The following is a 25,110-nucleotide window of genomic DNA, read 5'->3' on the forward strand; positions in this document are numbered from 1 at the left end:
CGGCGCCCTCCACCCGCTCGGATTGGGCCGGAGTCGCTGCCAGCTGAGAGTCGGCGACGGAGGTCAGAAATTTCTGACCTCCCACCAGGGCCTCGACACCCCTGAAGCGCGAGCGGCGCCAGCCCCGCGGTGGAGCAAACGAGCGAGGCCTCCAGCGTTGACGCCGTTAACACCCAGGAGGTTCGGCACCCGGAGAAGGCGACGCAGTACGAGGCCGAAACGCCTGGGCAGTTGCCGTACCGCGTTGTCCTCTCGGTGGTCACGCGCCTGCACGTGAAGAGGGAGTCGGCGGTGCTCGCGTGTGGCTGAGGATCCTGTGCGGACAGCACCCGGACCCGTACGGCGCGCTGCTCCAGGAACTGACCCATCAAGAGCGGCAGCCTGCCTGTGTTCCCACGGCCCTGAAACGCAAGAAGGCCCGTACTCCCGCCGACCGGCGGGAGTACGGGCCTTCTTTGGTGTGGGTGTGGCGGCGCTGATCAGGGTGCCCAGGTTGCTGGCACGGCTCCGTGGTCGGGTTTGGGAACGCCAGCCGCAGCCTCTGGCGGGGCCGGATGGCGCATCGCGGTAATGGAGACGGCGCCGGGTCCGGTCTCGGGTGACCTTCCCTGTCAAGTTCTTCTGTTCAGACCTGCTTGATGTCCGGGAACAGGTAAATGTTTCGCGTGGTGCTGAGGGAGTCGGGATACTCCCTCGGTGACCCTCACTGCACTGCCTCAACCGCTTCGACCTCGTGCCGTGAGGCCCGGAGATCTCGTCGTTGTCGCATCGCTGTCCGGGCCACTCCATGCCGCCTACGAGCCCGACCTCGAGCAGGCCGTGGTCGTGCTCGAGCGGATGGGATTCCGTGTGCGTCGGGCACCGCTCCTTGAAGGAGGGCGGCACCGTTGGTGGAGCGCGGCTCGGCCGGCGGAGATCGCCGAAGAGCTCAACGCTCTTCTGCGGGATCCCGAGGTGCGCGCGATCATCGCGCATGACGGCGGCCAGACGGCGCTCGGATACCTCGATCTGATCGACTTCGAGGCGATCACTGCCGACCCCAAGCCGATCCTCGGCTTCAGCGACATCTCGCTGCTGCATCTGGTGCTCTACGCGCGCACGGGTCTGGTCGGCTTCCACACCGACCTGGCCACCCCCGGACTCGGCGGACACTGGCAGCGCGCGACTGCGGCACGCAGGGCGGAACTCGAGAAGCTCTACTCGACGCTGCTGACCGGTACCGAGCCGATCGGCGCGCTGCCGGCGACCCCGACGTGGGAGTGCTGGCGTGCCGGTCGCACCGAAGGCCGGCTGATCGGCGGAGTGATCAACCGCATCGTGCTGAACCAGGCGACGCCCTACGCGCTGCCGCTCGAACAGTTCGACGGTGCGGTGCTGTTCTGGGAGGAGGCGAGGGGCCTGGCAGCGTATGTGTGGAATTACCTGCAGGTACTGCGGCACGCCGGCATCCTCGATCGGATCTCCGGCATGGTCGTGGGCATCCCGGACGGGATCGACGGACTCGACTCGCCCGACGCGTCCCGGACCCTGCGCGAGATCGTCCTCGATGTCCTCGGCGACCGTGACATCCCGGTCCTGGGCAACGTCGAGTTCGGACACGCCGGCCCGAATCTGCCGATGCCCGTCGGGATCCGTGTTGCTCTCGACGCGCAGCAGCGGACGTTGTCGCTGCTCGAACCGGCGGTACGCCCGCTCGCGTTGACCGGACAACCGGGCGCCTGAGCAACGCGGATCAGCGAGCCGACAGCCTCGGCAGCACCCATCCTCGGCGCGCCACATCCACTGTCCCACCGCAAGACCCAGGGTGGGGCCACTTCACGGATCTGTCAGCGATCACGGGGGGGGTGTCACGGACAGTAAGGGTTGTGTTCGATTGCCGGGGTGCGCCGTGCCGCTCGCCCCGTACCTGACGCTTCCTCAAGTTGGCCGACTTCGGGCTGGACGGATGTGAACGGCCTGGTCTTCAGTGCGGGAAGCGGCGGGGCGGGCGAGTGACGATGGATTCGCGGAACTCGGCAATCCGCGAATGGACTTGGCGCATCAGGTGGGTGTCCTCGATCCGGTCCAGGTAGAGGCAGCGGGCTGCCAGGCCCGGGAGGTCGAAGGCGAAGTACAGGGACATCAGCGGGTTCACGAACAGCTCGCTGCCCCGGGTGCGGTCAGTGAACCGGACATCGCCGAACGCGCCGCGCACGGCTGCCGCAATGGAACCGTTCACGATGCTGGGGTACTCCGGGGTGTGTTGCTGAGCGTGCGTCACCGCATCAAGGTAGAGAGTGCCCTCACGGGTGGCACGCGGTATCGAGAACGCACCGAGGTACGCGCCGTCGCGCTCCAGTGCGGCAATATTCTCCAGTACCTGCACATGGTTCACGCCGTGGTACGCGTCCACACCGAAGCCGACCGAGACGACGAGCCGGGTCGGTACACCGTCCAGCGCGGCCAGTGCCGCCACGCTGGCCATGTCCTCCTCCGGAGTGCCCAGCCCGGCTTCGTCGCCGCGCATCAGAATGTCCGTACCGCCGTCGACCAGCACCACAGCGTCGACGCGGTGCAGCTCGATCAGTGCTTGGTAGGCGGCGCGCAGCGGTCGTACCCCGGTCTGGGGGAAGGCGTACACGGTGGATGGGTAGCCATGCCGGTGCAGCCACTGGGCAAGGGTCCGCTCGGGGAAGTAGCTCTGGTGCAAAGCGGAGTCGGGAGTGATCGCGGCCAGGTCGGGGGCGGCCCAGTCGTCGATCGGAAGACCCTCGAGTGCGCTGAAGGAGAGGTTCGCGAGATGCACCTGCTTGCCCTGGTGCAAGAGGGAAAGAGCCAACGGCAGGCCGGAGTAGATGTCGAATCCGCCACCCGCACCCGCGACGAGGATCCGTTCGGCATCGGCAAGCCGAGTGAAAAGTGGGTTGGAGTGGAGAGACGTCATGCCGATCATTGTCCCGGCAACCCGCACTCCCGCGTTCCCGCCCGACGACGGAGCCGCGGAACAACAAGAATGAAGGCCTCCGGCCTCGACCGTCAGAGTCGGCCTGATGCGGTGACGGGCCCTGGCCGGCACCCGCTCATGAGACACCCCAGACAGCTCACACCAACGGCGAACTGGTCGTATGGAACGCCGCACGGCCGCCTCCCGTTCGAGCGGTTCACAGAACCGGCTTGCCCGGCGCGGCGCCGGGGCGGCCCGGCTCGCCGATCAGTGGCCCGCAGGAGTTCATCCTGCGGCCGCGGCCAACTCCGCGAGTTCGGCCTCGGAAGTCCCGGCCACGAGACGAACGTCGAAGGTGTAACCCTCATTCGCAGAACACGAGGTCAAGGTCTGTGGGCATCAGCCTGCGGAAGACGGTCGCCAACCAGATCGCGTCCTCCTGCCAGACGTCCATGTACAAGCAGGTGCCGTCCGCGTGCAGATACGCCTCGCCCGGGCCGGACTCCGTCTCGAACTCCCATATGAAGCTGCGTACCGCGCTGCGGTGTGTTGAGTCGATCTCGGCCCCGGCCCACCGAGCGCAGATGGCCTCAGTCAGCGCATCCCGATCGATGCACCATCCGCCCGCGTCACCCTCGACCACCACCAGGAACGTCATAGCAAGGATCTATCAGACACCCGTGACAGGCGAATGCCGCACCCTTTGAACACCTACCAGCTACCAGGAGCCCGCACGGACGCCGGCGTCCAGGAGGTGCCGTCGTTCCGCGAAGACGGCAGCGGAACCTCGCCATGAACCACGCTGGGACCTGGCCGGGCTGAACCACAGAGCGCCGACCACGGCGGCCCCGTGGCACGTCACCCCTCACGCCGACGGCGCGCCGGGTCCATGCGGGCCGGGCGGGCCGGGCGGGCCGGGCACGCCGTCGTCTCACGCGCGGGGGCTGGTGGCATGCCCAGCCGCCCGCCAGCTGCTGCGGCAAGTCGCTGGCACACACCGCCAGTTGGAACCGGTCTGGGCCGACGTCGGCTACACCGGCAGCCTCGTCGCCCACTGCCTCACCGTGCTCGCCCTGGTCCTGACGAGCGTCAAACGCAACGACGACATGCGCGGCATCGTAGTCCTGCCCAAGCGCTGGATCGTCGAGCGCCTCTTCGCCCACCTGATGCACACCCGCCGTACGGCCCGCGACCTCGAACGCCGCACCACCAGCGCCGAAGCGATGACCCTGCTCATGACCCGCCGCCCTGCCCGCCAGTCCCTGCGCGAGACTGGAACCGGCCCGGCTGCCGCACGGCCAGCCAGCCCCGCGCGACCAGGCGTTTCGCCTTCGACCGCAGCGCCTCCAATCCGGCCGGCACCGCGTCCAGACCGAGCATCACGGACAACTCCTGGCAGGTCAGCGGTCCTTGATGCAGCCCGGTCCCGGTCCGCGAGCGCGGTGAGGACGCGCTGATAGTCCACCGACAGCTCCGACCAGGCCAGCCGCCCTCCCACCACACCGGAACCTGCGAGCCCGGTGCGGTGGGTGATGCCGGAAACGTACGGCACCGCTGGGCCGCGCGCCGCTGGCCGCTTTATTCGGTTGCCGCTCCCGGTGTCCGCCCCTCACCATGGGCGGGACTCCGGGAACTGCCCGGTGCTCCACGAGAGGAGGCACGACCGTGACTACGACTGTCCTCGGCCTGCCCGCAGACCGCCTCTCTCTCACTTCATGGAGCACCTCCAGCGATGTCTCACGACGATCTCTCGCAGCACCCTCAGGACCCGGCATTTCCTGACGCCTTCAGCACGGACGCCTACCGCCGCGTCCCGCCGCCGGACGACCTGGACGACCGGTTCGTCTTCGACTTCCGTCCCTACGCCGACCTCGAGGACGGCCAGCGCTGGTCGACCTGGCTCGGCGTCGAGCCCCTCTGCCGAGGCCCCGAGCCGCTCCCGGACTGGGTGGTGACCTCGCAGGGCGCGATCGACACCGACCTCGGCGTCCTCAAGACCGGCAAGGAGGCCGACGTCCACCTCGTCGAGCGCGCCGACCCGCTCGACCCCACCGCCGGCGTGGTCATGGCGGCCAAGCGGTACCGCTCTCCCGAGCACCGGACCTTCCACCGTGCCGCGTCCTACACCGAGGGCCGCTCGATGAAGCGCTCGCGTGACGAGCGGGCCCTCAAGCGGAAGAGCACCTTCGGCCGACAGGTCGCGGCCGGCGAGTGGGCGGTGTCCGAGTGGGGTGCACTGGTGCGGCTCTGGGGCCTGGGGCTGCCGGTGCCCTACCCGGTCCAGATCGACGGCACCGAGATCCTCATGGAGTGGATCACCGTCGTCGACGAGGACGGCGCCGTCGAGACCGCGCCCCGGCTCGCCCAGACTCGACCCTCACCCGAGCTGCTGGCGGCCTACTTCGAGCAGCTCACCGATGCGCTCGCGACGATGGTGCAGAACGGCGTCGTGCACGGCGACCTCTCGGCGTACAACATCCTGGCGGCGGGCGAGCGGCTGGTCATCATCGACCTGCCACAGATCGTCGACCTGGTCGGCAACCTCAACGCGATGGGCTTCCTCCAGCGCGACTGCGCAAACATCTGCGGCTGGTTCCGCTCGCGGGGCCTCGATGCCGACGAGCACGCGCTGTTCGCGGAGCTGATGGCACACGCCTTCTGAACCAGGCGGCCAGCGCTGGGGTGCGCTCGTGAGGCGCAGCCGAGGACGGGTGGTCCAGGTCGGTCGCCGGCCGGCCTCGACCACCGGGTCGAGGCCGGCCGGCGACCCGGTTGAGAGGGCGGCGGATTGGCGGGCTGAACCTGCGCGGGCAGGGCGAGGTCGTGGCCTGGCTCCGCGTTGGCCGACGCGACCTTCCTCGGGTGCACATTCGCGCCGGACGCCGACTTCTCTGCCACGACGGATGCCAAGCAGGTTGTCCGGAACGGTGAGCATCGCGCGGCGAAGGTGGCGCGGACGCGGTGGCTGTTGTCCCGTATGCCTTGCGGACCATCAAGAGTCTCCGACCGCCGTGGCCTCGCTCGTATGACGGTGCGAAAAACCGTTCGCCAACCCCAGGTCTGGGAGTCGAGACTGTTGAGCCCATCGCAGAGGACCGAGAAGGCGGGCTGACGCTGACGTACAACCGGGACAACCTGCACTTGCCCGAGAACCTCGTACCCTCTGCCCCGGCCGTGGGCATGCAGAACTGGGATGATTTCGACCCGGCCCGTCACCCATTTCGATGGGACGAGCACGAGGAGGCCCGTCTCTGCACGCTGGTCCGCGAATGGGTACCGCCAGTCCTCTCCGGTATGGCGGGCTGGTGGGAGGGCGAACGCTGGTGTGAGAGCCAGGTGGACGCGATCATTCGGTTGCGTTACGGAAACTGGGCTCAGGGATGGAATTGGAGCTACCGGTACGGCGGAGTCATCGGTAGCTGGGTCGCCGGGACGGACTCGGTGACAACCCCTGACGAGACCGCAGCCCGTGTCGTGGCCGCGCTGTTGGAGTGGCGCCAGTGGCTGGAGCGACTGGCGCAGCGTTTTACGGAGCTTGCGCCGCCACCAGAGACACCTTCCGAAGAGCGCAGCTGGTATCTGGAACGAGCCTGCGTCCGGCTCGTGACCGTCGCGTTGGACTCGGGAGCGGAGGGTGCCTGGCATGGGCAGGCCGCGGTGGTCCTGCGCTGGTTCCTCACCACGACCGGTATGGGCCATGCCGAAGCCGATCAGGCGGTGAAGACCGCGATCGGCGGACGGTTCGAGAGCTGGGTCGCTCCTGGGCGGACACTGATCGAGTCTGTGGGTGAGGACCTCGCCGTCGGCCTCACGGGCCATGCCCCTTACCGGGACCACCGCGAGCGAGAAGTCCTGGAGGAACTCCATGACCGCTACTGACAGTCTTGCGGTCTGGCTGCGCATACGCCGTGAGACCAACTGGCACCAAGCCCCCGTCCTGCGACGTGTGTTGCCTGCGAGCGACGGATTCCGGACGTGGTGCGAAGGGCCGGTCAGCCGACGCGACCCCGTCCGCGCAAAGCGTCTACTCGCCGCATACGCCCTGGCCCGTGCCGATGCTGAACGTCACGCCCCACTGGACTTCGCGCTGCTGTCCGCGTGGCAGCGCGAAGTCCTCGGCGAAGCAGAAGCGCCCTTCCGTACGAACGATGCCTGTGCGAAGGCCGGCCGCGAGCGCTACGGACTGACCTCGCGCACTCAGGCCGACTTCCTCCTGTGCCTGCGCGAGGCGACCGACGCGGAGCTCCCGCTGGCGGCCCGCGCGGCTCGCGTGTACCTCGACGTTGCGTTCTTCCACCCCTTCGCCGACGGCAATGCCCGAGCGGCTCTCCTGACATTGGTCCACCTCCTGGCCCGCGAGGACATCGTCCTGCCAGAGGTCGGCCCTCTCCAGATCAACCGCTATGCGGACGACCCGGCAGGCGCCGCCGACCTGGCCACTCTCATCGGCGTACTCAACCGCCGCCGTTGACCTCCTTCGTCGAAGTTCCTCTACTCCTCGCGGGGGCGGGGCAACAGCAGGGCCGAACCGCCGGGCAGCCGGCCCTTGTTGCGCCGTCTGGGCGCGGCTACGGCATCTGGTCTACTTCCTCCTGCTCGTACGGTTCAGCGTCGGCGGTACAGCCTTCGACGGCCGGCCCCACGTTCCCCACAGCCCGGATCAGCGCGGACACCGACGACGAGATCGTCGTTCTGCAGCGGCAACGGCAACGGCAGTTGGAGGCCTCCGCCACAGGACCTGCCCAGGTGTTCGACCGGCTGCCGATCTGCACCCACGTGCTCGCTACCTGTCTGGGACGGCCAGTGCCCCGGTCACTGGCTGTGGAACTCGAACGGATCACCTCCGGCGGAACCTGCGAGCGCCAGGTGCTCTTCGTCCGCAATCCTCTGCGAGCCCACCGCGGCACGACGGATCGGCTTCCAGGAGTCGCTGGTACTCGAGCATCCCGGTCTCTGCCGGAGCCCGCCGACGGCGTACGCAGGAACAGCGGGGCTCCGGCGGGTGTTCGGGGGGTTGGCGCAGGGGTGACCGGCTCAAGGCGCGCCGGAGTTCAGCGTCAGGCCGCCACGGCCGCGGTGCGGGGCATCGGTGTTCAGCGCGGGGCTGCCACGGCTGCCGCGGCCGTAGCCAGGATGCGGTGCAGGACAGGGACCGGGATCGCCGGATTGGTGACCGCCGCACATGCCGTGTCGCGGTCGTGCAGCAGCCCGGCCAGGACGCGGGCCGGCAGGCGCGGATTGCGTGTCGCGGTTTCGCGGACGTGGGCCGCCGGGTCGTCCAGCAGCCGCACGGCATCGGCCGGTGACAGCCGGAGGTCCTCGGCCGCGTGGCGGCGCACCTCGGCTTCCGGGTCCCGGGCCAGGCGCGCGACGTCGGCCGCCGTCGACTCCGGATCGTCCAGGGCCAGGCGGCGCATCCGCCCGCTGGGGTCGTCGGCGTAGCGCAGCAGGCCCGCACGGGGGAAGTGGGGGTGGCTGCGGGGCCGGTCGGGGTGACTCAAGCTGCCGTCCCACCAGCGCCAGACCTCCAGCAGCATGTCGGCCGGCGCGTCCTCGCACGATTCGGCGAGGAACAGGCGGACCGTCCGGTCTTCGTCCCGCGCCAGCCGCTCCACGACGTCCGGTGGGAGATGCCGGGCACGGGCCACACTGCGGCGCACGAGCGGATGGGACGACGTTGCGAGTCGGCGCATCGCGTCGGTGTCGCCGTGCAGATCCGCGACCCAGGGCAGGGTGTGCGACATCGACGTCGGGTCGAAGTCGTAGCGCACCGCGGCCCGTTGCTCCTCGGTGAGGTCGGGGCGCAGCGCCACCGCGGAGCGGATGTCGTCGTGCGGGTCCTCCGCCAGGACGGCGACGCCGTGCGCGCCCAGGCTGGGGTTGGCGGCCAGCGCCCGGCGTACCTCCGGGTCCCCGTCCCGGACCAGCCCCGCCTCCAACTCGGGCTCGAGGCGGCACCGTTCGAGCGCCCGAAGCGGCGCGGGCAGCGCGGCGAAGACCTCGCGGGGCATGGGGAGGCCCGTGTGGTGGGCGAGCAGCGCCGCCGTGCGCACCGCGTTGTCGGTGTCGGCCAGCAGCCGCGCCCGCAGCGGCGCGGCGAGGTCTTCCCACCGGTCGCAGGCGGCCGTCCGTACCCGGGGATCGGCGTCGGCCGCGAGGCTGGGGAGGTGGTGTGCGGGGAACCCCGGGAGTTCGGCGGCCAGGGCGCGGGACGGGCCGGCGAGGAGGTCGTCGTACAGGTCCTCGGGGAGTTCGGCACCCCAGATGCAGGCATGCTCGGCCCAGAGCACGCGCCGGCCCGGCGACGGTTCGGCGCGGACCAGGCGTACCCACTGCTCGGACGTGAGCTTGGGCCGGAAGGTGTCGGCGGGTGCCGATCGCACCCGCGGATCGGGGTGCGCCACGGCGGCGTCGAGGACGGCGGGCCGGTCGCAGCCGTGCAGGAAGCCCACCTCCACATCCAGCAGCCGGATCAGCAACTCGTCCGGCGCGGCCGGATTGGACCCGATTCCCTGCGCCCAGTGCAATGGCCACGCACGTCGGCCGGGCACCGCCGCCCACACCTCGGCGCGCTCGGCCTCCGTCTCGCACCCGGCGGCCGCGGCGGCCTCCTCCAGCCGCTCCGGCAGTCGGTCCAGGGCCGTCACCCGGGGCCCGTCCGCGCCGGGCACCTGCGCCAGCAGCACCTGCCCGTCGAGGGAGAGCGCCATGAACCCGGGGTCGCCGGTCAGCTCCGGCGTAGCGCCGCCGACGTAGTGGACCCGGGTCCACCAGGAGTCGTTGCCGCCGATCCGATGTCCGAGGACGGCCACCAGGAACTCGCCGTCGGCATCGGAAAGGCGGCTCCACCACACGGCGTCGAGCGCTTCCCGGGCCGTACCGTCCGGCGCCGCGATCCCCCGCGCGATGCGCCAGCCGGCCTCCGGCGGGAACAGGCTGCCCGGGCGCACCTCCTCGACGACCGTGAGCCCGGCACGTACGAGCAGTTCTCGAAGTTCCTCTCGGGGCTGCACGCGGTCATGATCCCCGTCAGCCGGCGGCGGGACAAGGTCCTCAGCCCGGGCGCAACCGGCCCTCACCCGCGTAACACGTCATTGGCTGTGAGGTCGTTCAGCTGGATCACCCGGCATCCGGCACCCTCGCGAAGACGAACAGCACCAGTTAAAGGCCGTGCCGGCCGCATACCCCGAGCCGGAGTGCGCCGCGCAGTTGGTACGCGACTTCGCGCGGCTGCCCGGCATCACCGGCTTCGCCCGCGGGTAGCCCCATGATCTGGACGCCGTGGTCGCCGGGCTGAGTCTCCACTGGAGCACAGAGTGTGGAGGGTGCCGCGAATCGAATGAAAAAGATCAAAAGACAGCTCTACGGGCGGGCCGGATTCGAGTCGAGCTACTCCGCAAAATGATCCTGCTCCAGTGACCAAGCAGCCGCAGGCTCGGGGTATCAGCCGCGGTCGAGCCGCGGCAATGACGCACAGAGGTGCTCGGGCAATTCCGGCAGGACTTTGCGGATCCCGGCGCACCCCGCATCGCCGTTCGTGGCGACCGGCCGCCAGCCCGAGGACTCGGCCCGGTAGAACCAGCGCTGGGAGACATGAGAGGAGGAGCATCCGTCGCCGGCGTCACCGCACGCCGGCCCCATCCGGGTCGACAGGTCCAGCACCAACCACGTGTCGTCGCAGCCGCGTTCCTCCCAACTCGTGTGCTTGGGGATGTCCGTGTCGTTGACCGCCTGCCCGTACGAGGAAGAGGTGCAACGCGGCGGCGTGGGGTCGCAGCCGTTCTCACCGCACTGCCGCAGAGCGGGCGGCGTGGCACCGACGGGGGTGTACACGTCCATGCTGTTCACCATGACCCTGCGGGAGCCCAGGGGCTCGCCCAGCTTCACCGTCGCTTTGACCCGCCGCGTGCCGGTGCAGCCGGAGTCCTGGTCCAGGGAGCGGGTTTCGAACGTGACCTTCGCGTACACCGTGCCGTGCTCGACGGTGTCGAGCTCACCCCGCAGGCCGCGCACGCAGTCGCGTGCCCCGTCGGGCACGTCGGCATCGACCACCAGAGACCGGCCGCCGTCGGCGGTACGGACGCCGTCGATGCGCATCGGAGCGGCGAGCGTCCAGCCGGAGGCCGTGGCCGCGTCTGTCGCCTCCTCGGTCTCGGCGGTCTGGGTACCGCAGCCGACGAGGACCACCAGGGCCGCGCCGAGCACGACCACCCGTATCCCCCGCTGCCACATGTCATGCCCCATCCACCGAAGAACCGCAGCCTAGCGTGCCCCCTGGTGTCCCTCATCGTCTCCTCCCGGAGTCTCCTCCCGGACCGACAATTGAGCGACAGGCCGCCTGCCAGGGCCCCGCAACGAAAATCTGCTCAGACGCTAACCTCCGACGCATGGCTCGATCCCCCCGCCCCCCGCAGCTCATCACGCGGCTCGTTGACGGACGCATCTGCGCCTATGACCTGGCTGCCGATGCCAGGGGTGTGCTGTCGCCCGTCATGGTCTTTCGGCCGACTCCCGAGGACCATGTCGTTGACCACGCCGTTGCCGCTGGTCTTCAGCACGCCTACTACACGACCCTCAACGCGGCCGTTTGCGTGACGGCAGACGGGGCCGAGGTCTGGCGGTCGCAGTTCGAGCCACAGTCGGACCAGCAACACGGACACCGGCCCAGTTGTGTGCTGTCGTGGGACGAACGGGTGGTGTGGGTCTACCGGCCTGACGCCATGGCCGGCCGTAACCGACCCGACCAGTGGGTCGCCTTGGACGCCGAGGCCGGAGCGGTCATCGCGCAGGCGGATCTGCAGACCGTCGGGCATGGCGGACAGCAACTGCGGCACCCAGCGAGTGATCAGGTCCTCCTCGACGTAGGCGAAGGGCAGGACGGCTCGGTCATCTACCGTGCGTCGCTGACCAGAGGACAGATGGATCTCATCTGCTATCCCTGGAGCGACCGTTGCCTCATCGACCTGGCGCCCGACGGACACCACTTCATGACCGTTCACCACGAGCAGACCGACCTCGCCGTCCACACCTACCCCGACGGCGAGGTGACGTTCGCCCTCTCCGTCGACGCCTTCGGACACGACCCGGACGAGATCTTCGTGGAATGGAGCGGCGGGTACCTGAGCCCGGACACCCTCATCGTCACCCTCACCGGCGAAACCGAGGACGAGCAGGAGTGGTTCCGCCATTACCGCGTCGATGTGCGCTCGGGCCACGTCCGAACCGAGTTCGACGCACACACTGACAATCCCTACGACATCCAGCCACTTGGAGACGGAACCTGGCTCACCACAGATTCATCCGGTCACCCGCACCGCTGGACCGACTCGTAGAAGACCCACGACCGACCTGGACGAACCCTTGTTCCTTGACGTCCCGGGGACCACCGGGACGTCAAGGAACACGCTCAACTGTTGGCCAGGGTGCGGTCGAGGAGGGGCACCAGGCAGTCCCAATGGCGCTGCAGTGCGGCGGGGTTGAAGGCGTCGGTGTCGGACATGGTGAAGCCGTGGACGGTGCCGGGATAGATCTCGGAGGTGTAGTCGACACCCGCGGCGTCCAGGGCCTTGTTGAGCTCGCCGAGAGCCTCGGGTGTCAAGTCGCCTTCGGCGTGGCCGAGATGCACCTGGGCGGTCAGCTTGGCAAAGCTGTCGGGCCCGTCGGCGCCCACGGGGCCGTGGAAAGCGGCGACGGCGGCCACCTGACCGGGGTGGGCCGCGGCGGTGCGCATCGCCAGGAGACCGCCTATGCAGTAGCCGGTCACCGCGATCGGTCCGGCGCCGACCTCGGGCCGGGTGGTGAGGAACGTGAGGTAGGCGTCGGCGTCGCTCAGGACACGTTCGGCGGTGTGCGCCTCGATCAACGGCATCAGTTGGGCAATGATCTGGGGCCGGGCCTCTTCTCCGATGTGCTCGGGAAGGTCGATCACCGGTGCCGGGCCGTGCCGGTAGAAGAAGTTGGGGACGAGCACGTAGTACCCGTGCCCGGCCAGTTCGCGGGCCATCTCCCGCAGCACGGGCCGGATACCGAAGGCGTCGGCATACATCAGCACCCCTGGGTGCCGCTCGCCACCGTCGGGGAAGGCGGCGAAAGCGTCGGCCTGGCCGTCCGCGGTGGGAATGTGCAGCGTCTTGGTGAGCATGAATTCTCCTGTCGTGGTTGACGTGTCGAGCTGTGATCAACACGACAGGAGGCGGATCCCGCGCAGCAGCGCCGGACCCTCGATCCCACAGCGAGCCGGCATCGGCCCGTACGGCGCTCAGGAGAGCACCGGGTCACCAATCCGTGTGTGGCGCAAGGCCGTCCCGGTAGTCATCGCCGTCCAACGTATCCCACCGGCCAGGATCAGCGAGAGCGGAATCACCAACCTCAGCGAAGGCACGGCCACCGAGGACTCGATCAATGCGGGTAAGACGGCGGTCCTCGCTCTGGCCGAGAGACTCACCGGCATACGCGTCACCGCGTCCCTCCTCCAGGACGCTACGTACGAGCTGGGGCTCGTCCCCGAACAGCCCGCCGAGGAGTGGACCGGCGTGGTCATCGACATCACCGATGCCCACGGGGAGCGCCTGCACAGGGAATGGACCTACGAGGAGATCGCGACGGCGTCGGACCGCGTACGGGCGGAGGCAAACGCGCCGGTCGCGATCACCTACAACGAACTGCCGGCCAGGGATCGTTCGGGGCAGAAGACAGGTGAGTAGCGAGCGAGCGCGGGTAGGGTTTCGCGGCGTACTCGCCACCCTCTACAAGGGAACTTGCCGCCACGGGGGCTTCTGCGATCATGGCTCGGCAGCCTTCTTGAGCCGTCGCCAGCAGATGAGGCCGCAACCCAGCTAGACAAAGGCATTGCGGAGGTCGAGGCGTCGCTCCCACCGCACGGCCGACGCTTGAGTTGGTGCAGCAGGGCGAAGGTCTGCTCAACAACATAGCGGAGCCTTCCCAGGCCCTTGACGTTCAGGGCGCCCCTGCGGGAGATCACCGCCCGGATCCGGCGACGCCGAAGTTCACGGCGCACAGCGCACGAGTCGGTCGCACACCTTGTCGACCAGAACAGGCTCAAGTCGTTCCTTCGTGGGCGGCCGGTCCGTCCGGCGGCGGGAGGGATGCCGTCGACCAGGTCGAGGGCCTGACCGGCGCCCGGCCCTTCACCACCAACTCCCCGGCGAAGAAGTCCTCTTGAGCGAGCGGACCGGCAACCGCACCTGCACCACGACCGGCAGTCTCGGCCCACCCCACCCGGCGGAGCCCCTGGATCGACGCCGTCGACGCCAGCCGTGTGCCCGGCCTTACCGGCTTCGCGCTCCATCGGCCTTCGAGACCCCCACGCCTGGGCCCACCCTGGAACGGGGTTCCGGCAGCACCGAGGGTGCCGAGTCCGGCCTGTCCGAGTTATTGACGTGCCAGCGACAACAGTGGCTTGATGAACAATACGCAGATGTGGGAGCGCTCCCACATCTGCGTACCGCACTCCCGCTCCCGCCCCCTCCGGGAAGGACACCCCGTGCGCAGCAGACACCACCCCCTCCTCGCCACTTTCCTGGCCGCCCTGCTCGTCTTCGCCGCCGGTTTCGGCCTGGCCGGCGCCCCGCCCGCCGCCGCAGCGACCCCCGTACGGATCATGCCGCTCGGCGACTCCATCACCGGCTCCCCAGGCTGCTGGCGCTCCCTCCTCTGGAGCCAGCTGCAGAGCGCCGGTTACACCGACATCGACTTCGTCGGCACACTGAACGCCCAGAGCTGCGCCCTCACGCACGACGCCGACAACGAAGGCCACGGCGGCTTCCAGGCCACCGCTACCGCCGACCAGAACCTGCTGCCCGGATGGCTGGCGGCGACCCAGCCGGACATCGTTGTCATGCACTTCGGCACCAACGACGTCTGGAGCAGCATCGCGCCGGACACCATCCTGGCCGCGTACACCAAGCTGGTGGGCCAGATGCGGGCCAGCAACCCGGCGATGAAGGTGCTGGTCGCCCAGCTCATCCCGATCAATCCGAGCAGCTGCGCCGAGTGCGCCGCTCGTACGGTGGCCTTCAACCAGCGCATTCCGGCCTGGGCCCAGGGCATCACCACCACGCAGTCACCGGTGACCGTCGTCGACCAGTGGACGGGCTTCGACACCGCCACCGACACCTACGACGGCGTCCACCCCAACGCCTCCGGCGACGCCAAGATGGCGGCCCGCTGGTACCCGGCACTGTCGGCGCTGCTCACTCCAGGTGGCCCGGGAGGTCCCGGGGACCCCGGGAGCGGTGGCTGCTCGGCGGCCTTCCGCGCGGCGTCGGTGTGGCAGGGGGGCTACCAGGGTGAGGTGACAGTCACCAACACCTCGTCCACGGCGGCGATCTCTTCCTGGACGGTGACCCTCGCACTCCCGACGGGCAGCCAGGTCACCCAGGTCTGGAACGGCGCGCTGAGCGGGACGACGGTACGCAACGCCGGATGGAACGGCACGGTGGCGGCGGGGGCGAGCACCACCTTCGGCTTCCTCGCGAGTACGTCGGCGGCGGCCGGCACGCCTTCGGTGACGGCCACGTGTGCGGCGACGTAGACCGTCTCCTGCGTGAATCGTGATCAATGGGCAGTCCGGGTGAGGGCTACGCCGCTGTTCGCTGCGTAGCCCTCACCCATGGTGTGTTTTCAGGCGTGGTACGTGCCGAGAAAGTCGGTGATGAGCTGAAGCCACTCCTCGGTCCGCGCCAGCATCGGGAGATGGCCGGTGGCGATGTCCGCGAGTTGGGCCACCACCACACCGTCGGCCCTGCCTCCGGCCCGCTCACCGAGTTGAAACAGTGCGAACTGGACTCCGATGACGGCTGTTCACCGTCATCGACAGCGGCAAGGCAAGGAGGCCGGCCGATGCCCCGCACCCCCACCACCGTCGGCCGTGCGCAGGCCTCCGCCGACCGGCTGACCGTGGACGCACGAGAGTTCGAGCGCGTTCTTCGTCGCGGTTCAGAACCTCGATGATCCCGTTCGGCTGCATGGCTCGATTCCTCCTTCTCAGTGCAGTTGCTCGGCCAGTCCGACGATGATGCCCTCAGGACCGCGGACATAGCAGAGCAGATAGCTGTCCTCGAACCGGGCGATCTCACCCACGAGTTCGGCGCCGTGCGGGCGCAGGCGGGCAACGGTGTCCTCGATGTCGTCGACGGCGAACATCACGCGGTGCGTGCCGAGAACGTTGTGCGGCCGGTTGCGCGGCCCGTCGCTGATCGCCGCAGGGCTGCGGTACTTCGCCAGCTCGAGCCGGCTGTGACCGTCCGGGGTCCGGACCATCGCGATGTCACAGCGGACACCGTCGAGTCCGGTGCACTGGTCGGCAACGAGGCCCCCGACCTCCGCCCTGCCCTCCAGCTCCATACCGAGTTCCACGAAGAACGCGATGGCGGCCTCCAGGTCCTCGACGACGATACCGACGTTGTCCATCCGCTGAATCGCCATGCTGGTTCTCCTTCTTCCTAGTGCGGCCGGTGGTGGCCGCCGATGTCCCTGGGACGGAGCCGATGGCACGTTCTCGACATCCGCAGACCACCGAACTCCGAAAAATCTGGAACGCCACTCAGCACCCCTACAGCAGACCCACGAACCAGACACCACCACCACGAGCGAGCGCGACGCCAGCGGCCACTCCGCCTGCCCATTTAATTCACGGTGTCGGTCACCCTTGGCGGTTGGAGTTTCCCGTGCCGCTCGCCCTTGCCGCACCCGTCCGAGCCCCTCCGCGCCCCTCCGCGCCGACGCGAGCTGAGGGCCGCACTGTCCCACGGCGGGCCCGAGCATCCGTGGACGGGAATGCAGATCAGCGCTGGACAGGGCTCTGGGAACAAGCTCCGGTACGTCGCCGTTCACCCGAACCTCTTCGCCGAGGCACGCGCTGACACAGCGGTAGGCCGCAGCCAGCACCCACACCCGCACCCGGGGCGCTACCTGCGTATTCGGGATGACCTACACCCCTGGCGACATCGCGGCGGTGGGGTGACCGACGCGTCGGCGCCTGATGTCTCATGCGACGTCAGGAAGTCTGGAGCGGTGGCCGCGCGGCCGTCGGCGCGGGCACGGATAGCCTGCGCGAATGAAGCGGATTCAGCGAGCCGCCGGCGCGGTCGTCGGCTCAGCGGTGGGTGACGCTCTGGGTGGGCCCTTCGAGTTCGGTCTCCAGGGGGGGCCTTCTCCGCGCGGTACCCCGCGCCTGGTGCCGGGGGCGAGATGGGCGGAGGCGGTGGCTGGGACCCCGGCGAGGCAACTGACGACACCCAGATGGCCGTCCTGGTCGCGGAGTCCCTGCTAGAGCGGGGCGGGCTGGATCTGCCGGACATCTTCGCCCGCTTTCAGCGGTGGGCAATATCAGAGCCCAAGGACATCGGCCTGCAGACGGAAGACGTCCTGACCAACGGCATGCCCTGGGACCTTGCCGCCGCGATCCATTTCCAGGTCAACCAGCGAGCAGCGGGAAACGGCTCTCTGATGCGGGCATCGACCTCCGCGGTCCACTTCGCAGCCGCCGGCCAGGAAGCCACCATGGACGCGGCCCGCCACATCGCCGCCCTCACCCACGGCGACCGCGCAGCTTGGGAAGGGACCGCGATCTTCCATGAACTGATCCGCGTCACGTTCGAGGACACCGACCCTCTCACCGCGCTCCCGGCCATCCTGGCCCTTGTCCACCCCGACCACCGGGACCGTTACGCCACTGTCCTCGCGCCCGACTGGCACCCCGATCAGGCGACCGAGTTCAACGGTGCCGTCTGGTCCTGCCTGGGCTCCGCTGTCTGGGCCCTGCGTACGACCATCAGCTTCGAAGACGCGATACGCGCGGCGATCGACCTCGGCGGAGACACGGACACCGTCGCCGCGGTGACCGGGGGCCTCGCGGGGGCGTACTACGGGCTGGATGCAATCCCTGCCCACTGGACCCGGCCGCTCCACGTCCCCCTCCCAGGATTCGACGGACGGGTGCTGCGCCTCGCGGATCTGCTCCACCTTGCACACCGCCTCGGAGGCTGAACCGGATGCTGCTCCGCGATGGCACCCTTCACGAATTCCAGTCCTCAGCCGCAGTCACCTGACCAGCGGCTCCGCAAAGAGGACAACTCGATCAACTTCGGCATCGAATCCGATCACCGGATGGCCCCTCTGCGCCCTCCGGGTCCATCAGCACCGGCTTGCCCAGCCGCCGCCCGGGTTCTGACGCCGGGCAACGAACGAGGCCCGTCCGGTACGTTCGCTTCCCGGTCGGACTTGATCTGCTTTGGCGGACATCCTGGTTCAGGGGCTCCGCCCCGGGAGGATGTCCGCCGTGGAGCACAAGCCGCGTCGGAACGGCGGACTCCCGCAGGGCCAACAGACTCATTCGAAGTCACCCTTGACTCGGCCGAGGCCGCTTCGCCGACTCCCGTCGCTCCTTCGTCAGGGGCGGGTTCAGCGAGTCGAACGCTGGATCAGCTCGTACTGGGCCGAGGTGGACTCTCCGGTGATCAGTCCATAGCTGCCGGCGGACCAGAACTGTCCGGTGCGGCCAGTGGGTGCGAGGGCCTCGATGTCGTACGCCTGGGTGTGACCGCCGGGGACGGCGTCGCCCCCTACGGAGGTCCAGATGCCGTCGCGCAGGCGCCAGTAGAGGGCGGTGCCCTCGTAGCCGTAGGGGTCGCCCGAGACCCAGACGGTGCCCTTGCCGTCGCCGGTGATGGCAGTGGCCCAGAGCCCGTCGACCGGCCCGGTGACGTCGCGCCAGCTGCGGCCGTTCCAGTGCAGCACCTTGGTCTGCTGCTGCTCGTCCTCGACGTACGGGGTGAGAGCGGTGACCCAGACGCTGCGGGCGGACTCCTGGTACACGGCCGCGACCGTGAGATCGCTGCCGGCCGGAGCGGTGTCGGTCCACGAACGGCCGTCCCAGTGCAGGAGCACGGATCGGCCCGGCTGGCCGGCGTACGCGAACTGCCCGACCGCCCAGGCATCGTGGGCGGTCCGCGCCTCGATGGCGTTGATGCGGACACCCTTGGGCAGGGGTGTGCGCTGCCAGGCGCCGTGGGCGTAGGAGTGGATCGCGGTGTCGCTCACCAGCCAGGCTTTGCCGGAGGCGGCGGCGAGCTTCGCGAAGCCGTAGCCCTTCTCCTCCGGCAGGGGCGTCTGCGTCCACCGCCTGCCGTCGTAGCGGGCCAGGGTCTCGCCGTCCTGGCCCCAGCCGTACGCCCAGACGTCGTGCGCAGACACACCGTCCACGGCGTGCCACACGCCGGTCTGCGGCACGGCGGGGGTGGGCTGCTGCTGCCAGGATCTTCCGTTCCAGCGCAGGATGACGCCCTCGCCGACGCCATCGACGTACTGGCCTCCCACCGCCCAGGCGGCGTCCGGACCGACCGACGCGATGTCGAAGAGCGCGGAGTTGTCCGTGAGCGTCCCCGCCAGAGAGGTACGCCAGGCCGGGGCCGGGGCCTGGCCCGGGGCCGACGCGGCGGCAGCCGCACCGTCCGCTGCTGAGACTGCGGCTGGGGCGACGGTCACGGTAGCTGCCGTGAGCGCCGCGATAATCGCGATCTTGAGATACGGGCCTGTCTTCATGGCTGCTCCCCGTTGTCCACGGGGGTGCAGCGTGGGTCGTGCGATTCGCCCCCGTATTGTCTGCTCACTTATGAGACCGTTCGCCCGCCGGATGGTTGTGCCAACAGCAGCGCGGAGCAAGGGCAATGGCCGGGGACCGTATTCCCGCATTCCCGCTCCGCAGCAAGGCGCGCTCGGCCTGGATCACCCATGACCGACCGTCAACTCCCCTTCAGGAAACCCTGGCTGGAGGGCGATCGCCTCTCGGTGGCTCGATCCAGGGCTCGTTGCGGGACTCGCTGTCGGGCAGCACCGTCCGACCGGGGCGGCAAAGTCGTCAGGAGGGGTGCGATGGCCATCGCGTTCCCGGAATTCGCCGGCGGTACGCGGCCGAACCGGTGCGTGACGGGTCCGGCTCTCATACACAAGTCAATACCCGGGCTCCCGCGGAAGCCGTCGACCGACCCCTGGCAGGCATCGCTCCCGGAAACCCGGCCACGTCGATGAGGCTCTCACTCGACCGCCGTCCCAAAGCAGGCTGCTTCCCATGTCTTCGCCGCACACCCGAAGTTGGGCGACTGCCTTCGCTCAGCCGGTGCAGGACTGAAAGGAAGATCAGAAGACGGAAAAGACCCGCCGGAACAGATCCAGTGCCTCGTCGCCCCATCCGATGACGCCCAGCGCCGAATCCAGATTCCCCGGCGGCTTGTTGATCAGTGTGTCGTGCCGGATGAGGCGACCGAAGTCCACGAGCACAGGGTCGGGGCGTGGGGTGCGGTTGTCCGGTCGGCGGAATTCGACCCCCGCCCGCCGCATCACATTGATCAACTCTTGCGCGACGATCCCGTACCCGACCGTCGTCGGATGCACCCCGTCGAGAGAGAACAGCCCGCCTTTGATACGCCGCGTCCCGTCACTGGCCAGGAAATGCGAATCCGGCGGCGGGGTGAGCGCTCCGAGTTCCGGTGCCAAAGGGTACGGCTGCCACCAGGCCGGACGTGCGACCGCGTCCTCGGCGTACCGGCGTGACGCAAGCCGGTCGAGCAGACCCGCCGTGTCCAGGACGTACCAGTCCCTGCCCTCGCCCCTTGCCTGCCGGACCTGCTCGACGATCGCGTCGTTGTACGCGTCGATGGCCTCGTCGATCTCCCGCGCCTGGTCGCCGGTGATGCACGGGTCCCGACCGGCGTCGAAGTCCTGGTCGCTGATCCAGGGCCTGGTGTAGTACGGGAAATAGCGCGAGCCCAGCTCGAGTTTGTGCTGCACCCCGCGGGCGAGTGGGGCAACAGTCACATGAGGGACAGTGCACCAGAGGACATGACGTGCCTTGATCTGCCGGACCTCGGCGACCACCAGCCGAAGCTCAGCCGCGAAATGCTTGGGCCGCCAGACAGTGAAGGCTCCCTTGTCGGACAGCTTGTTGTAGCCCGTTCCGCTCCACACCACCTTCAGTTCGGTCACCGTCTTGAGGGCGTTGTTCGCTCCGAGGAACACAATGAGCGTTTCGATGCCGTGCTGCGGGTCCGTGTCTCCGACTTCCTCGCCCAGCTTGGCGGCCGCGTCCAGCAAGGTCATCGATCCGGCATCCGGCGGCTGCGTCGGGAGCACGCGCAGCGCGGCCCGATCGTCAGCGTTCTGCACGGTGGGGACCAGGAGTTCGTCCTTGGGCGTGTCGATGCGCTCCCTGCACACATCCGCTGTCCTCGCGAGCACGTCGCGCAGATCCCAGCCGAACACCGAGAGGTTGTGATTGATGGCCGTCGTGAGCGGGACGTTCGCGCCGGGTCCCTGCTCCCAGTAGTGCTGCATCCTGCTCAGAAGACCCCGGGCCCGGAACAGCGCGGGAGCGGTCTCCCACCAGTCCACCTTCCGGCCATAGCGCCCCTCCAGGTCGCGCAGCAACAGTTCGATGTTGAACGGCAGGCCGCCGAACCCGTCGTACGAGGGATACCGGAATCGTTCAGCCCACCCCAGCTCATAGGCGATGATCGCTGGATACGAGAGCCCCGTATTGAAGATCGCCCCGCTTTGAAAGCCATGCGTCAGCGAGTCCCCGATCGTCACCAGACGGTGCCGGGGCTCTCCCTCCCACGCCGTGCTCACCTCAACTCCCAGCGTGGAATCCGTAACAGGTTCGCGTGGGCCCTGTCGTCGCCTGGCGTCAGCCATGTCGTCTCCCTTGCCCTACTGCCCGGCAGACGGAACACATGGTGGGTGCTGTTTCCGTGACCGGTACCAGTGCATTAGCAGAGATTCCCGGATAGAAGAAGGCACAAAACAGGCCTACCTCTCACCCTGGATCAAGACCACGCGTACGACACACCTCAACTAGGCCATACGGGTGAACTGGTTCTGACGATGATGCGGGACCCCCGACGCCGTCGAGGGTTCCGGTTGCACGGCACCGCGACGGTAGGGGCCCTGCTCGGCGGCGGTGTGCGGGGGCGGGACCGGACGGTCTGACATCCCTCGACCACAGCACGCCACACGAGGCGTTCCGCGTCGGCGCACGCCTGCCGCTCACCACGGGCGCCGAGGACGCGACCCCGCCGGTGTCCTCGGCGCCCCCTCCTGGGCGGGCCGTCCGGCATTGAGGAGTGTTGCCTGTCCGGCCGGCCGGGCGAGTGGGAGTCGGTGTCGGTGCACGGCATGGCGTCGCCACGCATGGGCAGGGCCGACCGCGGCGGAGTGGAGAGGTGTCCGCGACCGGACGCCCCAGTCGGGGGACGCGGCTGAGGCGGAGGCGGGCGGCGGGTCGGTCCTCGGCCGCAGTCCGGGCTCGGTTCTCACTGCCTTTGTCGCGCTCTACGTGCTGCACGTCGGGATCGAGGCCGGCGTCGGCGGCTGGGAGCCCACCCATCTGGAGACCGTCGGCTACGGCGCGGGGTTCGCCGCGACCGCCACCTCCGTGTACTGGCTGATGATGACCGTGGACCGCTTTCTGGTCGCCCCGATCGCGCTGCGCTTCTCCGCCCAGGCGATCATCACCGTGTCCTGCGCGGGCATGACGGTGTCGCTGCTGCCGGCCACCGTGCCGGGCCTCGCACCGTACGCGTACACCGGTGTCGGTCTGTTCATCGCGCCGATCTTCCCCACCGGACTGCCGTGGCTCAACAAGGCCGCTCCGCAGGCCCGCCGGGCCGGTGCCCTGGTCATCGCCGCGTCGATGGTCGGCGGTGTCGTGGCGGGTCCGACGCTGGGCAAGGCCATCGAGTGGTCCGGGCTCCGCGCGTTGCCGCTGCTGCTGTGCGGGGTCTCCGCACTGTGCCTGGCCGCCACCCTGTGGCTGATCCGGGCCACGCGCGCCACGACGGCCCACGGCACCACAGCGCGCTGAGGCAACCTGCCCTCCACGCTCCCAGTCCGCTCGACCTGCCCGGCCACCTGGCCGCCCGGAGATCTTCTGACACCGCACCAGGTCCTGCGCGTCCCTCACCCGCCACTCCCCCGGTGGCCGGCCGGCTCCCGCTCCCCGACGCGCCGGGCGTTGCCGGTTCCCGGTCTCCGGCGGAAACCACCACTCCCGGTGGCCAGGCCGGGAGCGGGAGGCGACCCACGTCGGCGACACCGCCTCATGCCACAGCCGTGTAACAGTGGCCGCACAGGTACAACTCCCACCCCGTCCCGCCGGTCGAACCTGGTGTGTCGCACACCTGCGCCGCGGCGGAACCGGTGCCGCCCGGCGCAACTCCTCCAGTCCCGACCGAACTTGGAGTTGACCTGTGCCCAGAAAGTCCCTGGCGACGCGGCTTGCCGCCACCGCCGCGCTCCTGCTCGCCGCAGGCACCCTGTCCGCACCCGCCGCCTCGGCGCAGCCCGCGAAGCCCTCGGATGCCTCCCGCGGCGACGCCTACGTACTCACCGTGAGCACCAACCCGACCAGCACCAGCCACGAGAGCCGTTACGTCGACGTCAGCGGCACCGTCACCAAGGCCGACGGCACCCCGGCGCCCAACATCCCCGTCACCGTCCGGCAAGTCCTCCGCTTCACCACCTGGAATCCGTGGGGCGACCCGATCGACCCCAACTACTACGACACGAGCGACCTGGGCAAGCCGGTCACCGACGCCACCGGGACGTTCACCATCCCCGACGTCGCCATCAACGCGAGCGGCAGCAGCCTGCTCAACGTCCAGCGCGAGGTGCAGATCTCGGCTTCCTTCGACGAGGACGGCGACCCCAACACCCCGCAGGACGGCTACTACGCGGACACCTCCGTGGCCACCACCGCGAGGTCCAGCTCCGTCAGTTACAAGGTCAACAAGACGAAGGTGAAGGCGGGCGACATCCTCACCGTCCAGGGCAAGGTCACCCTCCCCAAGGGGGTCGAGCCGCAGGGCACCGAGGTCTTCCTGCAGACCTACTGGGAGACCCAGTACCGCGTGCGGGTGACCGCCGAGGAGGACGGTTTCTTCGTGATGTCCGTGCGCGTCCGGGACTACGACGACACATTCGCGCTGCGCACGGCTCCCAGGGACCTCTATGTGACGGGCGCGCACCAGCCGCTCCCGATCACCAACACCTCGCTCCCCCGCACGTAGCCCTCGGCAGAAGGTGGCTCGTGGGCGCCCCGGCACCAGGGTCACTCCCATCGCCGGCGGACGTGACCCTGGCGCTTTCCCGGGCCGTCAGCCGGCGGCAACCGCCGCGCCGGCGTATGCCACCGCCGCCAGGGCCAGTACGGCGGCGGGCAGGGCCCTCATCGGCGGGTCGCCGTGGCGCAGGTGAGCCACGGCGGCCGCGGCCATCAGCAGCGCAGGAAGTCCCGGACCAGGGGGACAACCTCGGCCAGGTGTGTTTCCAACAGCCAGTGTCCCCCGTTGAGCAGGTGCAACTCGGCCCTGGGGAGGTCGCGGTGGTAGGCGCGGGCGGCGGCTTCGGGCATGTAGCCGTCGTGCGTGCCCCACACGATCAGGGTCGGGGGCTGGTGTTCGCGCAGGTATGCCTGTTCTCGGGGGAACCAGGCCAGCGTGGTGGGCTGGTCCTCCAGGAGCCGGACGAGGTTGGCCACCCGGGCGGGGTCGGACATCAGGGACCAGTGAAGGGTCCACAGGTCCGGAGGAACACGGTCGGCCACCTCCGCCGGGAGCTCGCCGGTGAACTCGTCGCGGAATCCGTCGAGACTCACGTGCTGGGCGATGCCTCGCCGCGATTCCGGGCCGGGGTGGGTCCAGAACCTCCGCAGGCCGTCGTACTTCGGTCCGAACTCGTCCTCGTAGATGTCGCCGTTCTGGATGATCAGGCCGGCCACCCGTGCGGGTTCGCGCATCGCGAGCCGGAGCCCGAACTGTGACCCGTAGTCGTGCAGCCAGATGACGTACCGGTCCAGGCTCATCGCCTGGGTGAAATCGAACAGGAAGTCTACGTAGGCGTCGAAGGTGTAGTTGAAATCGTCCGCTGAGGGTGTCCCGCTGTAGCCGAACCCGGGCAGGTCGGGGGCGATCAGGCGCCACCGGTCCGCGAGGGCGATCAGCAGGTGCCGGTAGACGAAGGACGACCCGGGATAGCCGTGCGGAAGCAGCAGCACCGGAGCGTTGGGTTCTCCCGCCTCGCGGTAGAAGATCTCGATGCCATCGACGTCCACGGTGCGGTGCGAAACGGGTCCGAGTCCAAACGACATGGGATCCTCCCTCTCGGGATCGTCC

Annotated in this window: 17 protein-coding genes and 4 pseudogenes; 11 read left to right on the top strand and 10 right to left on the bottom strand. The window is 69.1% G+C overall.

Going from position 1 to position 25,110, the window contains the following annotated elements; genetic code table 11:
* Positions 1-299: 299 nt before the first annotated feature.
* A complete protein-coding gene (locus ACH4TV_RS34535) occupies positions 300-479 on the top strand; it encodes a hypothetical protein (protein WP_398405198.1) in 180 nt (59 codons plus the stop codon).
* Between the two features lie 217 nt (positions 480-696).
* Complete coding sequence (locus tag ACH4TV_RS34540; RefSeq protein ID WP_398405200.1) at positions 697-1,722, top strand: LD-carboxypeptidase; 1,026 nt, start codon at positions 697-699, stop codon at positions 1,720-1,722.
* Between the two features lie 241 nt (positions 1,723-1,963).
* Here the strand turns inward: ACH4TV_RS34540 and ACH4TV_RS34545 are convergent, their stop codons facing one another.
* The 3 genes and pseudogenes from ACH4TV_RS34545 to ACH4TV_RS34555 form a co-directional block, all read right to left on the bottom strand.
* Entirely contained in the window at positions 1,964-2,923 is a 960-nt protein-coding gene (locus ACH4TV_RS34545) for a DUF1152 domain-containing protein (protein ID WP_398405202.1), read from the bottom strand.
* 364 nt (positions 2,924-3,287) lie between these two features.
* Entirely contained in the window at positions 3,288-3,581 is a 294-nt protein-coding gene (locus ACH4TV_RS34550; RefSeq protein ID WP_398405204.1) for a hypothetical protein, read from the bottom strand.
* Positions 3,582-4,156: 575 nt separating this feature from the next.
* A pseudogene (locus ACH4TV_RS34555) lies at positions 4,157-4,444 on the bottom strand (hypothetical protein); the annotation flags it as partial.
* A 211-nt stretch (positions 4,445-4,655) separates the two neighbouring features.
* Here ACH4TV_RS34555 and ACH4TV_RS34560 point away from each other — a divergent pair.
* From ACH4TV_RS34560 to ACH4TV_RS34570, 3 genes are all read left to right on the top strand, one after another.
* Complete coding sequence (locus ACH4TV_RS34560; protein WP_398405205.1) at positions 4,656-5,585, top strand: serine protein kinase RIO; 930 nt, start codon at positions 4,656-4,658, stop codon at positions 5,583-5,585.
* A gap of 518 nt (positions 5,586-6,103) precedes the next feature.
* Positions 6,104-6,802, top strand: coding sequence for a hypothetical protein (locus ACH4TV_RS34565; protein ID WP_398405421.1), 699 nt, complete (start codon positions 6,104-6,106; stop codon positions 6,800-6,802).
* Positions 6,789-7,394: a Fic family protein gene (locus tag ACH4TV_RS34570; protein ID WP_398405206.1), complete on the top strand. Its 606-nt coding sequence runs from the start codon at positions 6,789-6,791 to the stop codon at positions 7,392-7,394. The genes ACH4TV_RS34565 and ACH4TV_RS34570 overlap by 14 nt, the downstream gene beginning before the upstream one ends.
* Positions 7,395-8,016: 622 nt before the next feature.
* Here ACH4TV_RS34570 and ACH4TV_RS34575 read toward each other — a convergent pair.
* Positions 8,017-9,936 carry a hypothetical protein gene (locus ACH4TV_RS34575; RefSeq protein ID WP_398405207.1) on the bottom strand — a complete coding sequence of 640 codons (1,920 nt, stop codon included), beginning with the start codon at positions 9,934-9,936 and terminating at the stop codon, positions 8,017-8,019.
* A 430-nt stretch (positions 9,937-10,366) separates the two neighbouring features.
* Positions 10,367-11,167, bottom strand: coding sequence for a hypothetical protein (locus ACH4TV_RS34580; RefSeq protein ID WP_398405208.1), 801 nt, complete (start codon positions 11,165-11,167; stop codon positions 10,367-10,369).
* Between the two features lie 143 nt (positions 11,168-11,310).
* Between ACH4TV_RS34580 and ACH4TV_RS34585 the strand changes: the two genes are divergently transcribed.
* Positions 11,311-12,255, top strand: a complete 945-nt coding sequence (locus ACH4TV_RS34585; RefSeq protein WP_398405209.1) for a hypothetical protein — start codon at positions 11,311-11,313, stop codon at positions 12,253-12,255.
* Positions 12,256-12,329: 74 nt separating this feature from the next.
* On the opposite strand, the gene ACH4TV_RS34590 is transcribed toward ACH4TV_RS34585, so the two are convergent.
* A complete protein-coding gene (locus ACH4TV_RS34590; RefSeq protein WP_398405210.1) occupies positions 12,330-13,064 on the bottom strand; it encodes a dienelactone hydrolase family protein in 735 nt (244 codons plus the stop codon).
* A gap of 202 nt (positions 13,065-13,266) precedes the next feature.
* Between ACH4TV_RS34590 and ACH4TV_RS34595 the strand changes: the two are divergent.
* Both ACH4TV_RS34595 and ACH4TV_RS34600 read left to right on the top strand, forming a co-directional pair.
* A pseudogene (locus ACH4TV_RS34595) lies at positions 13,267-13,626 on the top strand (DUF6461 domain-containing protein); the annotation flags it as partial.
* An 800-nt stretch (positions 13,627-14,426) separates the two neighbouring features.
* Positions 14,427-15,476: a GDSL-type esterase/lipase family protein gene (locus ACH4TV_RS34600; RefSeq protein WP_398405422.1), complete on the top strand. Its 1,050-nt coding sequence runs from the start codon at positions 14,427-14,429 to the stop codon at positions 15,474-15,476.
* A 452-nt stretch (positions 15,477-15,928) separates the two neighbouring features.
* Here the strand turns inward: ACH4TV_RS34600 and ACH4TV_RS34605 are convergent, their stop codons facing one another.
* Positions 15,929-16,369, bottom strand: a complete 441-nt coding sequence (locus ACH4TV_RS34605; RefSeq protein ID WP_398405211.1) for a VOC family protein — start codon at positions 16,367-16,369, stop codon at positions 15,929-15,931.
* A gap of 631 nt (positions 16,370-17,000) precedes the next feature.
* On the opposite strand from ACH4TV_RS34605, the pseudogene ACH4TV_RS34610 reads away from it, so the two are divergent.
* Positions 17,001-17,932 (top strand): annotated as a pseudogene (locus ACH4TV_RS34610) (ADP-ribosylglycohydrolase family protein).
* 414 nt (positions 17,933-18,346) lie between these two features.
* Here ACH4TV_RS34610 and ACH4TV_RS34615 read toward each other — a convergent pair.
* Together ACH4TV_RS34615 and ACH4TV_RS34620 are read right to left on the bottom strand one after the other, a co-directional pair.
* Positions 18,347-19,486, bottom strand: coding sequence for a hypothetical protein (locus ACH4TV_RS34615; protein ID WP_398405212.1), 1,140 nt, complete (start codon positions 19,484-19,486; stop codon positions 18,347-18,349).
* Positions 19,487-20,080: 594 nt separating this feature from the next.
* The gene (locus tag ACH4TV_RS34620; RefSeq protein WP_398405213.1) at positions 20,081-21,634 is read right to left on the bottom strand and encodes a hypothetical protein; all 1,554 of its coding nucleotides are present in this window, start codon (positions 21,632-21,634) and stop codon (positions 20,081-20,083) included.
* 523 nt (positions 21,635-22,157) lie between these two features.
* On the opposite strand from ACH4TV_RS34620, the pseudogene ACH4TV_RS34625 reads away from it, so the two are divergent.
* Together ACH4TV_RS34625 and ACH4TV_RS34630 are read left to right on the top strand one after the other, a co-directional pair.
* Positions 22,158-22,802, top strand: a pseudogene (locus ACH4TV_RS34625) (MFS transporter); the annotation flags it as partial.
* 385 nt (positions 22,803-23,187) lie between these two features.
* Entirely contained in the window at positions 23,188-24,006 is an 819-nt protein-coding gene (locus ACH4TV_RS34630) for an acyl carrier protein (RefSeq protein WP_398405214.1), read from the top strand.
* Positions 24,007-24,212: 206 nt separating this feature from the next.
* Here the strand turns inward: ACH4TV_RS34630 and ACH4TV_RS34635 are convergent, their stop codons facing one another.
* Positions 24,213-25,085 carry an alpha/beta fold hydrolase gene (locus tag ACH4TV_RS34635; RefSeq protein WP_398405215.1) on the bottom strand — a complete coding sequence of 291 codons (873 nt, stop codon included), beginning with the start codon at positions 25,083-25,085 and terminating at the stop codon, positions 24,213-24,215.
* Positions 25,086-25,110: the final 25 nt, after the last annotated feature.

Source organism: Streptomyces sp. NPDC020898 (genome assembly GCF_044333925.1).
Classification (GTDB): domain Bacteria; phylum Actinomycetota; class Actinomycetes; order Streptomycetales; family Streptomycetaceae; genus Streptomyces.